Here is a 10,737-nt window from a genome sequence, read left to right as displayed (position 1 = left end):
CTATATTTTATCGTTAGTGCCAAAAATAAGGTATTACTCGTAGGATACTGATTCGTAACGATGATGTTTTTGACGCTATTGCCAAAGGAGCCCAGAAATCTCCAGATTGCCCACCAGTCCATCCCAAGTTTTGCCACAGCGTTCTTCTACCGCCTTATCCGGTTATAACTCCGTCTTCATAATCCTGTCCCAAAACGTAAAATAGAGTCCAAAATGTTTTTTTGAATTGCGGTGGTGGTAATCGTGATGCGTCGCACCGATAATATATTTGCGGAAGAGACCGTAATTTTTTTTCGAGGGATAAATCTCCACTCCCGCGTGGTTAATTATCGCCGAAATGGTCATAAGGGCAAGGGTAATCATAATGGCGATTACACTCATGGGGATAATCAAAAGCAGAACCGGAACAATCAATGCCTGAAGGAAGGACTCTACGGGATGGAAAGAAAAAGAAGTGAATACGGTAGTGTCCACACTTTTATGATGCTCCATATGAAAGCGGCGAATGACCTTCGATCGGTGCATCCATCGATGTAACCAGTAATAGTAGGTATCATGTAATATGAGGTAGAGCAAGATGCTGACCGGTATGTACCATAACGGGAATTCGTTGATATCAGCATATATTTGCGTGTAGCCTTTCTGACGGAGTATCAAAAGCAACATTCCCATTAAACTGAAAATTACGGCACTATATGCGGAAAGCAAAAGTTCTCTCTTGATTTGTATGCCGTTGGGATTTATTTCGGACAATATCCTTTCCCTAAGCCTTTTTCGGTAAATTACCAGGAATACCCAGTGATAGGCGCCCGATATAAAAATATAGCGGAAAAAAACAATTAGAAACAGCAGAACAAATGACGTAATGAACGTTCCGATATCCGTAAAGTCCAAGGTTTCTATTAGTTGCATCTTACCATCTAGGTTTGCGGACAAAAATCAATTCATTGCACTTTGCAAAGATACCGATACCGTAAGCAACCTAGGTACATGATGAAACTAATTCTCAATTAATTTGCACCCTGATCCTAAGCGATCATCCCGTGTGGGTCGATGACATATTTTTTTGCCGCGCCCTTATCAAAATCGGCATACCCTTTTGGCGCATCCGCCAATGGGATTACCTGCACGTTTACCGCTTTGGCAATAGCGATTTTCTCGTTCAAAATGGCCTGCATCAGCTGGTAGTGATAGCGCATTACGGGACATTGCCCGGTATGCAAGGAGTGCGATTTGGCCCAACCCAGCCCCAACCGGATTTTCAAGACACCTTTTTGGGCACTTTTGTCTTCGGCACCGGGATCTTCCGTCACATATAGACCGGGAATGCCTATCTGCCCGCCGGCCCTTGTTACCGCCATGGCCTGATTGAGGACTACGGCAGGCTGTTCTTCGGTACCTTTTCCATCGTGACCCATGGCCTCGAAACCAACGCAATCGACGAACGAATCTACTTCCGGACTTCCCGTGATTTCGGCAATCTGCTGTTCTAAAGGCGTGTCCTTGCCCAGATCTATGGTTTCACAGCCAAAGGAACGGGCCTGTGCCAATCGGTCTTTGCTAAAATCGCCTACGATGACGACCGCCGCTCCCAGTAAATGGCAACTTGCGGCACAGCCGAGCCCGACCGGGCCGGCACCGGCGATATAAACTACGGAACCGGGTCCTACGCCCGCGGTAACAGCCCCGTGGTAGCCAGTGGGGAGAATATCGGACAACATGGTCAGGTCCTTGATCTTTTCCATGGCCTGATCTCTGTCAGGAAACTTGAGCAGGTTGAAATCGGCATAGGGCGCCATGACATATTCCGCCTGGCCGCCTACCCAGCCCCCCATATCTACATAACCAAAAGCGGCACCGGGGCGGTCGCCGTTGACGTTCAGGCAAATACCCGTAAGTCCTTTTTTACAATTTCGGCACCTACCACAGGCGATATTAAAGGGTACGGAGACGATATCCCCTTTTTTGATAAACTCCACATCGCGGCCGCACTCGATGACCTCACCGGTAATCTCGTGGCCCAGCACAAGACCTTTGGGAGCGGTAGTCCGGCCCCGGACCATATGCTGGTCAGACCCGCAAATATTGGTCGATATGATTTTGAGTATCACCCCGTGTTCACATTTACGGTCTCCCAACGCCAGTTTGGGATAATCGATTTCCTGAACTTCCACTTTTCCTTTGCCCATATAGGCAACTCCGTGATTTTTGCACATACTGGTATTGTTTTAAGTTTATACTTTTTTGTTGTTGAAATGCCGAATGGTAAGTTAAGCAAAATTGTGTGTAAAACAATGCGCCTTTTGCGGCATCCTCCCGAAACTTTAGTATTAAAAAACCTGGTTGCAGACGAGGCGGCTAATTCCTTAGCTATACGTCGATTTAACCAGCCACAAGGGGCGACTATACAACACTCTAACGAGGCCTATAACGCCCTTTTTCGCGCAGGGGAGTTTAAAGGGATAGTAACTGTAAATAGAACTACTGTACTGAAAATGCAAATCGATAAATGATCGAACGGGTCGGCAATATTAGGAGGTATAGATGTCAAAAAACTAGAATATAAATAACTAAAAATCAAAGGGTTTAACTACCCATTAGTGATAATTTTTAGTAAATAAATACTACTCGGAATAATATAATTAAATTGAGAGCCCTTTTTTGTTCTATTTTAGGCATAGTGAAAAAGGTTTTATTCCTATTAGTTTAAGTCAAACGAGCAAATGGCAGTAAGCGAAAAAAGTAAATTCTATAAAGTTGGGTTGCTGTGGAAACGGATACGCCACGGATTATTCTTATTTACCTTGAGGAATTCCTTGACCCGTATAGGATTGGACATAGCGCCTTATTATTGGTATAAGGAGGTGAGAAATGGAAGTGACGCACCGGAAATTCGAGATAGCTTCAAAGACTATAAATTATGTTATATCGGTTTGGACGAGATTGGAATCATGAATAATATTATGGGACTGACTACCAAAGAATTAGAGCGTAATTTAAGTAGGGGCCAATTGTGTATCGGGTTACGAAGAGAGAATGAAATTGCCGCATTGTTATTCGTTGACTTGAACGATATCGTGTTTAAAGAACGGCTCTTTAAAATACGGGATAAAGAAGGCTACCTTTTGAATGTGTACACCTTTCAAGCTTATAGAGGTAAAAATTTAGCTACTTATCTGCGTTACCACTGCTTTGAACTTCTTGAAAAGCAGGGCATAGACGAACTCTATAGTATTGTCTCTTACTTCAATACCTCTTCGCTAAAGGTCAATAAAAAATTGAATGCCCAAAAGTTAAAACTCTATTTGCATATAGGGTTGTTCAAAAGATACCGATGGAATTTCCTGTTGAGGAATTTTTCTGGAATCGATACTGACTGTGAATAAATACAGTACTTTTTTTTTGGATTTTCCCTCATGTAATTTTATACACTCTGCTATTATTGGTTATCAGCAACAATTTTCTATCATCCCATCGATTGCGTTGAAGTTTTTGCAGCAGCTATCGATAATCAGGGAAATGTTGCATTTATGGCTTGAATCCAGATGCGGTTTATGAAAATCCGTCCGCAAAAAAAAGCAAGGCTCCCCTATATATTTCGATATCCTTGTTAGGCGGTCTCGTAGCCGCCTATTTTTTAGTTCCGCAAGTAGAATCTTTTTTGAACGAGGCTTGGAGCGTATTGACCAGCGACGATGAAGAGCGGATAAAGTCTTGGGTCGACGGTTTCGGCGGGTTCGGTCCGGTGCTGTTGGTTCTCACCATGATCGTGCAAATGTTCTTGTTGGTCGTACCTACCATTTTGTTGATGGTCGTATCGGTTCTGGCCTACGGACCGGTTTGGGGCAGCCTCATCATTTTTACTTCGGTCTTCGCCGCATCGTCGGTCGGGTATCTTATCGGAAGTTATTTTGGGGATGCGATCGTAACGCGCATCATAGGTCAAAAATCGGAGAAAAAAGTCGAGGGGTTTTTAAATGACTATGGTTTTTGGGCGGTCATCGTAACCCGTATCAATCCCTTCCTGTCCAACGATGCCATCAGTTTTGTAGGCGGATTGCTGCGGATGGGCTATTGAAAATTTATCGGGGCCACCTTGGTCGGCATCAGCCCGCTTACGATTTTTATCGCCATTATGGGAAAAAGTACGGATAGTATAAAAACGGGATTGCTTTGGGGTTCCTTAGCGAGTCTGCTTGCTTTTGGAATTTATGTTTGGTGGGACAAGCGGAGAAAATCCTCAAAGTAAAGTACGACGGGTATTCCGCTTTGCTTACTTTCGCTGTTTGTTTTGCATCTATTTTTCACTAGCGAATGTCCAAGACCCCTCTTTCTTCAAGATCCCACCTTTCCAGTCCGACAAATATTTTGCTGCTGGCAGGCATTTTGTGCATTGCCATCAATCTACGTCCCGCACTTTCGGGTGTCGGGCCTTTGATAAACGACATTCGGCAAGCTACCGGACTTTCAAATTCGATGCTCGGCCTGTTGACCACCTTGCCGTTGATCGCCTTTGGAGTCGTTTCTACCCTTACCCCTTTGTTCACGCGTCGCTTTGGTATAGGGGGCACGCTACTCGGAGCGATGCTTTTATTGGCCGTGGGTATCGGAATTCGTTCCTCCGGCGGAATATTTATGCTCTATTTCGGCACACTTCTCTTGGGCATAGCCATTGCTTTCGGAAATGTATTATTACCGGGTCTGACGAAGCGAAATTTTTCGTCGAATTCGGGATTTGTGACGAGCCTCTATTCGAGCGTAATGGCCTTGGGCGCTTCCCTTGCAGCGGGTATCAGTGTCCCCTTGGCCCACAACTACGCATTGGGTTGGCGGGTCTCGTTAGGGGTTTGGGCCCTATTGGCCCTGATCGCTTTCTTCGTGTGGTTGCCGCAACTGCCCCGCTTAAAAAGATCCGAGGAGAAACGCAGTTTTTTAAGCGCGATGAAGTCTTTGGGCCAGTCCGGTCTGGCATGGAAGATCGCGCTCTTTATGGGGCTGCAATCCTTGACATTCTATGTGGTGCTGGCCTGGCTTCCCGCCATCTTGCAGGGTAGGGGATTCGATGCCGAATTTTCGGGATGGATGCTTTCGCTCTGCCAAGCGACCGGTATTCTCGGATCACTGGCCATACCTACCTGGGCAGGCAGAAAAAAAGACCAGCGCGGTATAATATGGTTTTTGATCATTACGGAGCTTGTCGGGCTTGTCGGCCTTTTGTTTCCCCAGATCGGATTTGTTCCCCTATGGGTCTCCCTGATCGGTTTTGTTTTAGGGGGGACTTTCGGCCTGGCCCTGCTTTTTTTGGTGCTGCGCTCCCAAGATGCGGATTCCGCCACCGAACTTTCCGGCATGGCGCAGTCCATAGGCTACATCGTAGCGGCTACCGGACCGATTATCTTCGGAAGTATTTTTGATCTTACGGGAAGTTGGACGTATTCCCTGCTTCTGCTTATTTTAATTGCCGCAATGAAATTATACGTGGGATTAGGCGCGGGAAGACCAGGGAAAGTGTGACCTTACATACTCAATAAGACTTTTGTGCAATGTATTTTTAAATCTATTATATTTATCATTTTTCTGGTTTTTTTTTGGTTTAGGATGTCCATTTTCGTCGCCAATCTGGCCTTTACGGAGAATCCAACATAGATCGATTCCTCGAAAGTAGGGTTGATTTTAGGGTCCTTCGTTTCAGGAGTTGTCGGATACCTCTTTTGCGATGGAGCTGAAATCAAAACCATGGTAATTTAAAAAGCGAATGAACATAACGATTGAAAATATCATGTTGATTGGCTCCCTACTACTTTTAATAAGTATTATCGTAGGCAAGAGGGCCTATAAATACGGGGTGCCCACCTTGTTGATCTTTTTGTTGATAGGCATGCTCGCAGGTTCCGAGGGCATTGGGGGCATCTATTTTGACGACCCAAAAATTGCCCAGTTCATCGGATTGGTGTCCCTTAACTTTATTCTGTTTTCGGGAGGTTTGGACACCAACTGGAATACCGTAAAACCGATCCTTAAAGAGGGTATTTCCCTATCGACCTTGGGGGTCTTATTGACCGCCACCTCGCTAGGCACCTTTGTTTGGCTCCTGACCGATTTTACGATCTATGAAAGTATGTTGCTGGGCTCGATCGTATCTTCGACCGATGCCGCCGCGGTGTTTTCCATTTTACGTGCCAAAAGTCTTTCCCTAAGAACCAACCTGAGACCTACTTTGGAGCTCGAGAGTGGTAGTAACGATCCTATGGCCTACGTACTTACTATCGCCTTTTTGACTTTGGTACTGCATCCGGAACAGAATTTACTATCCATACTTCCCTTTTTCCTGTTGCAAATGATTCTTGGTGGAGTGGGGGGTTTGGGGTTCGGTAAGCTGAGCAAACTGGTCATCAACAGAATTCAACTGAGTTTTGAGGGGCTATACCCTGTTTTGGTCATTGCCCTTATGTTCATAACCTTTTCGGCAACGGACTTCGTGGGCGGTAACGGTTTTCTTGCCATTTATATCTGTGCGGTATATTTGGGCAATCAAGATCTAATCCATAAAAAGACCATCATGCGAATGTACGATGGCCTCGCTTGGTTGATGCAGATAGTACTGTTCCTAACCTTGGGGCTGCTTGTCTTTCCATCGCATATCGTACCAGTTCTAGGCATTGGCCTGCTCGTTTCCGTTTTCTTGATCTTGGTGGCGCGACCGATCGGGGTTTTTATCAGTTTGCTGTTTTTCAAGATGAAAATCAGACGGCGTTTCTATATCTCGTGGGTCGGACTGCGGGGGGCTGCACCCATTGTGTTCGCGACCTATCCTTTGCTCGCCGGCATCGACAAGGCGGAAATGATCTTTAATATCGTCTTCTTTATTTCGGTGACCTCCGTTGTGATCCAGGGGACCACATTGGGCGTTGTTGCCAAATGGCTGAAAATGGCCTTACCGGAAAAGGACAAATCCAGTTATCCTACGGATGCTTTTTTGGCGGAAAATCCTAAAACGGCCATGACAGAAATTAAGGTAGATGAGAATTGTTATGCCGTCGATAAAAGGATCGTAAAACTCAACTTTCCCAAAAGCGCCATCATCGCCATGATAAAACGCGATGGCAGTTATGTGGTGCCGAACGGTTCGACGGTCATAGAGGCGAACGACATCTTGATCGTACTTTCCGATACCCAAGAAGGACTTGACCAAGTGGATGTATGTTTGAGCCGAGGAGATTCAAATTGACTTCAGACAAGGGTGTGCAAATGTCATTTCTACCCGTGTAAAGCCAATACCGGAACATCCTTAAAATAACCCAGTTCGCCCAAGTTGGGTTTACCAAAGCCCAACTGTTCCCAGAAGGAAGGCTTTCTATCGATATAACTGATCATATTGCTATGGCTTATCTCGACGAAACAACTTAGGGCAGCGGCCATTTTTACGTTGTGAAGTACGTTGAAACTATGGTCAACATCCTTGAAATATTTTTGTAGGTGTATCTTATTGTTTTCCTGTTGCGGTGTTAAAGGGGCATCGTCCGACAGGCTAAGTACTTGTATGCTCGCACCGGTCATTTTTGCGATCTCGGCCAGGTATTCGACTTCCGAGATTCTGAAATCGGTATGGAAGTTCATTGCCAGAACAATTTCTTCCGGCAGGTTTAAGGATACGTTTTTGGGCACTATGAGAACCGGGCAGTTTCGTACGCTTTCGATAACGGCCAGCGCATTTTTTCCATATCTGCCTTTGTGCCGGTTGGCCGCTCCCTTGGCACCCATAACGATGATGTCGATCTGCATATCGTCGACGACATCCTTGACCGCATCTATGAACAGCTCGGAACGTGACAGTACATGAAACCGATGGTTCCGGTTATCGTTCTCAAAAGTCAGGCGTTTCATGATATCGCCCAATCCTCTTTTTGAACGATTTTCGGAGAGCTTGTTGAACGCGTCGTCGGGATCCAATCGGGAAATGCTGTTAAGACCGTATGCATCTTTGGCATAAGCATTCAAAATGTAGAAATCGCATTCTTGATCGGCATACAATTTTATCGAGTAAACCAGTGCATCCCACGAGTTTTTTGAAAAATCGGTAGGTAATAACAGTTTTTTTCCCATGATGTTGAATTTTAGATGTATTGATGGCTGTGAAATAACTTTTTCGCGTTCATAAAACCATGTTCGTGTTAATGTATCTGTTCTCTTTTTCTACCTTTTCAATGGTCAGTTTATGCTCTCCGGACGGAAAGTCCCATGTTACCGAATCGCCCTCGGCATAGCCCATGACGGCTGCCCCCATTGGGGTTAGAATCGATACTTTATTGTTTTTCACATCACTGTCATTGGGCATGACCAATTTGAATTTTCGGTGCCATCCTTTTTTTGAAACGATAGTGACGTTGGTGTTGAACCGAATTACATCTTTAGGCATATCGGCCTCGTCGCATATTTGTGCCAACTCCAGTTCGCTCAATAATTTTTTTACCGATTTGCGTAGGGTCTCGTCCTTGTAATATCCCGAAAGGTTCATATACCGTTTTAGGAGAACGTACTCCTTTTTTTCTACGATGAGATTTTTGTATTTCATTTTTGTTTTTTTATGGAAATATCCCCCGTTGTAAATAGGTTTCCTCAAGACGTTCGATGGCGATGATAAAGGCGGCGGTACGCATATCTACTTTTCGGTCTTTGGCGGTCTCCGATACTTTAGTAAAGGACTCCCTTAGCTTTTTTTCCAATTTTTGCATGACCTCTTCCAGTTGCCAGATTTCGCCGTTCCTGTTTTGTAACCATTCGAAATAGCTGCCGATGACCCCGCCGGAGTTGCAAAGGATATCGGGAATGATGTTGACTCCTTTTTTTAACAGGATTTCTTCGGCCCCGACATCGGTCGGACCATTAGCCCCCTCGGCTATCAAATAGGCCCGTATCCGCTTTGCGTTTTCGGCGGTAATTTGGTTGCCCAAGGCTGCGGGAATGATTATATCGCAGTCCAGTCCGAAAAAATCGGTATTGTCGATGGATTGGGCATCGCCAAACCCTAGAATGCTTCCCTTGTTCGCCTGGGAATGTTCCGATAATTTTTCTACGGATATCCCGTGTTCGTTGGCAATACTTCCATAGGCATCCTGTACACCGGTCAGCACGGCACCTTCCCTTTCCAAGAAATAAGCGGCCCAATAGCCCACGTTACCAAAGCCCTGAACGATGAATTTCTTATCCTTCAGGTCTACTTGTTTGCTTTCCGCCCAAAACTTGATGGTCAGGAAAACACCGTAGCCCGTAGCCCTGTCGCGACCTTCGGAACCTCCCGCACCGATCGGTTTTCCCGTAACCACGTGCATGTTCATAGAACGTTCGGCCGGTGGTTTGGTGGACATGTAGGTGTCCAAGATCCAGGCCATGGTCTGTGCGTTTGTATTAACATCGGGCGCGGGAATATCAAGTTCGGGACCTATATTGTCGCCAAGCGCATAGGTAAATCTTCGGGTAATTCTTTCCAGCTCGGGATTTGAATATTGGGCTGGGTCCAATTGTATCCCTCCCTTGGCACCGCCATAGGGCAGACCGGCCAAAGAAGTTTTCCAGGTCATCCACATGGCCAATGCCCTTGCCGCATCGATATCTACGGTCGGGTGGTAGCGTAATCCGCCTTTATATGGGCCTAACGAATTGTTGTGCTGCACCCTGTACCCGGTAAAGACTTCTACTTCTCCATTGTCCATCCGGACAGGAAAATGGACCACGAGCTCATTGTTGGTTACTTCCAAAATCTTGCGGATATTGGGATTTAGGCCGACAATATTGGCAGCATTATCGAACTGGTGCATGACATTGGACAACATGCCCTGTTTCAGTACCTTCTTTTTTTTCGGTGTTTTAGTTACCATTGGTTTTATCTTAGCACTAATTGTTCATTATTTTTTAATGGCGTCGTCGCGTGTCGCATTTTAGCATTTTCCGCTTCCATTTTTAACTGCGGATGCTCCAAGTAGTGCTCATATTCGCTACAGTCGTATATATTGCTTTTATCCGTCGTCAAACAGCAAGGGAATAGGAAAATGCATGTAGAGCAAATGCTTCTTTTATAGTGTTGTCTCATTTCTTAAAAACTTAGTCCGATTACGGATGCGCCTACGGATAGCTTCACGTACTTTTGGATGGAAAGCATAGAAGGCAAAGGGCATGCCCAAAAAAGTATCGGATAGGCCAATTTTTACAATTAATTGATTATCAAAAAGTAAGAGAAATTTTAATTAAGGAGGAATAGAAAGGAAATGAGGAGAATTTCCCCAATCGGTGATTTTTCACCCAATATATCAGTTCAACTTATCGCATAGGGTTTTCCGGTCAATTTGAAGGATTTCGGCGGCCTTGGTTTCATTGCCCTGGGTATGCAAGAGGACTTTTTTGACGTATTCCCTTTCCATTTCGCGCAGCGGAAGGAAACCGGCATCGGGAAAATCGATTTGGAACTTTAGGTTTTCGGAAGGTCTTCGACACCAATTGAACCATCGGCCTTGATGACCGCCCGTTGGATTATATTTTCAAACTCTCTGATGTTGCCCGGCCCACAAAGAATTATTGTCCTAAACATAGGGGTAAGTATACTTAAGAGTTATAGTGGATAGTTCTTTTTAGGCTGGATTTGGTCGGAAATTCCAATGCCAAACAAGTAGAAAATTTAAAAATGTTATACATATATTGTACAGAAACAAAAATCCCAAGACCTAAATCTTGGGATTCCCTGTA

10 protein-coding genes are annotated in these 10,737 nt (G+C 45.1%); 4 read left to right on the top strand and 6 right to left on the bottom strand.

Going from position 1 to position 10,737, the window contains the following annotated elements:
- Positions 1–162: 162 nt before the first annotated feature.
- Both ACEW8S_RS09685 and fdhA read right to left on the bottom strand, forming a co-directional pair.
- Positions 163–912, bottom strand: a complete 750-nt coding sequence (locus ACEW8S_RS09685) for a sterol desaturase family protein (RefSeq protein ID WP_373517951.1) — start codon at positions 910–912, stop codon at positions 163–165.
- A 116-nt stretch (positions 913–1,028) separates the two neighbouring features.
- Positions 1,029–2,216: a formaldehyde dehydrogenase, glutathione-independent gene (gene fdhA / locus ACEW8S_RS09680; RefSeq protein WP_373517950.1), complete on the bottom strand. Its 1,188-nt coding sequence runs from the start codon at positions 2,214–2,216 to the stop codon at positions 1,029–1,031.
- 507 nt (positions 2,217–2,723) lie between these two features.
- On the opposite strand from fdhA, the gene ACEW8S_RS09675 reads away from it, so the two are divergent.
- From ACEW8S_RS09675 to ACEW8S_RS09660, 4 genes are all read left to right on the top strand, one after another.
- On the top strand, positions 2,724–3,386 hold the full coding sequence (locus tag ACEW8S_RS09675; protein ID WP_373517949.1) for a GNAT family N-acetyltransferase: 663 nt from the start codon (positions 2,724–2,726) through the stop codon (positions 3,384–3,386).
- 149 nt (positions 3,387–3,535) lie between these two features.
- Positions 3,536–4,078, top strand: coding sequence for a TVP38/TMEM64 family protein (locus tag ACEW8S_RS09670; protein WP_373517948.1), 543 nt, complete (start codon positions 3,536–3,538; stop codon positions 4,076–4,078).
- A 236-nt stretch (positions 4,079–4,314) separates the two neighbouring features.
- The gene (locus ACEW8S_RS09665; RefSeq protein ID WP_373517947.1) at positions 4,315–5,514 is read left to right on the top strand and encodes a CynX/NimT family MFS transporter; all 1,200 of its coding nucleotides are present in this window, start codon (positions 4,315–4,317) and stop codon (positions 5,512–5,514) included.
- 241 nt (positions 5,515–5,755) lie between these two features.
- The gene (locus ACEW8S_RS09660) at positions 5,756–7,228 is read left to right on the top strand and encodes a potassium/proton antiporter (RefSeq protein ID WP_373517946.1); all 1,473 of its coding nucleotides are present in this window, start codon (positions 5,756–5,758) and stop codon (positions 7,226–7,228) included.
- A 29-nt stretch (positions 7,229–7,257) separates the two neighbouring features.
- On the opposite strand, the gene ACEW8S_RS09655 is transcribed toward ACEW8S_RS09660, so the two are convergent.
- The 4 genes from ACEW8S_RS09655 to ACEW8S_RS09640 form a co-directional block, all read right to left on the bottom strand.
- Complete coding sequence (locus tag ACEW8S_RS09655) at positions 7,258–8,103, bottom strand: universal stress protein (RefSeq protein ID WP_373517945.1); 846 nt, start codon at positions 8,101–8,103, stop codon at positions 7,258–7,260.
- A 49-nt stretch (positions 8,104–8,152) separates the two neighbouring features.
- Positions 8,153–8,572: a GreA/GreB family elongation factor gene (locus ACEW8S_RS09650; protein WP_373517944.1), complete on the bottom strand. Its 420-nt coding sequence runs from the start codon at positions 8,570–8,572 to the stop codon at positions 8,153–8,155.
- 10 nt (positions 8,573–8,582) lie between these two features.
- The gene (locus ACEW8S_RS09645) at positions 8,583–9,875 is read right to left on the bottom strand and encodes a Glu/Leu/Phe/Val dehydrogenase (protein ID WP_373517943.1); all 1,293 of its coding nucleotides are present in this window, start codon (positions 9,873–9,875) and stop codon (positions 8,583–8,585) included.
- A 429-nt stretch (positions 9,876–10,304) separates the two neighbouring features.
- The gene (locus tag ACEW8S_RS09640; protein WP_373517942.1) at positions 10,305–10,415 is read right to left on the bottom strand and encodes a helix-turn-helix domain-containing protein; all 111 of its coding nucleotides are present in this window, start codon (positions 10,413–10,415) and stop codon (positions 10,305–10,307) included.
- Positions 10,416–10,737 lie beyond the last annotated feature (322 nt).

Origin of the sequence: Pricia sp., from assembly GCF_041745955.1 — a bacterium.
In the GTDB taxonomy this organism is placed as follows: Bacteria; Bacteroidota; Bacteroidia; order Flavobacteriales; family Flavobacteriaceae; genus Pricia.
Note: the sequence above shows the minus strand (reverse complement) of the source record. Positions and strands in the feature narration are given on the sequence as shown.

Coding starts and splice junctions, on each gene's coding strand:
- fdhA (WP_373517950.1), bottom strand. CDS start 2,216: ATGTGCAAAAATCACGGAGTTGCCTATATGGGCAAAGGAAAAGTGGAA.
- ACEW8S_RS09640 (WP_373517942.1), bottom strand. CDS start 10,415: ATGGAAAGGGAATACGTCAAAAAAGTCCTCTTGCATACCCAGGGCAAT.
- ACEW8S_RS09665 (WP_373517947.1), top strand. CDS start 4,315: ATGTCCAAGACCCCTCTTTCTTCAAGATCCCACCTTTCCAGTCCGACA.
- ACEW8S_RS09645 (WP_373517943.1), bottom strand. CDS start 9,875: ATGGTAACTAAAACACCGAAAAAAAAGAAGGTACTGAAACAGGGCATG.
- ACEW8S_RS09660 (WP_373517946.1), top strand. CDS start 5,756: ATGAACATAACGATTGAAAATATCATGTTGATTGGCTCCCTACTACTT.
- ACEW8S_RS09685 (WP_373517951.1), bottom strand. CDS start 912: ATGCAACTAATAGAAACCTTGGACTTTACGGATATCGGAACGTTCATT.
- ACEW8S_RS09655 (WP_373517945.1), bottom strand. CDS start 8,103: ATGGGAAAAAAACTGTTATTACCTACCGATTTTTCAAAAAACTCGTGG.
- ACEW8S_RS09675 (WP_373517949.1), top strand. CDS start 2,724: ATGGCAGTAAGCGAAAAAAGTAAATTCTATAAAGTTGGGTTGCTGTGG.
- ACEW8S_RS09650 (WP_373517944.1), bottom strand. CDS start 8,572: ATGAAATACAAAAATCTCATCGTAGAAAAAAAGGAGTACGTTCTCCTA.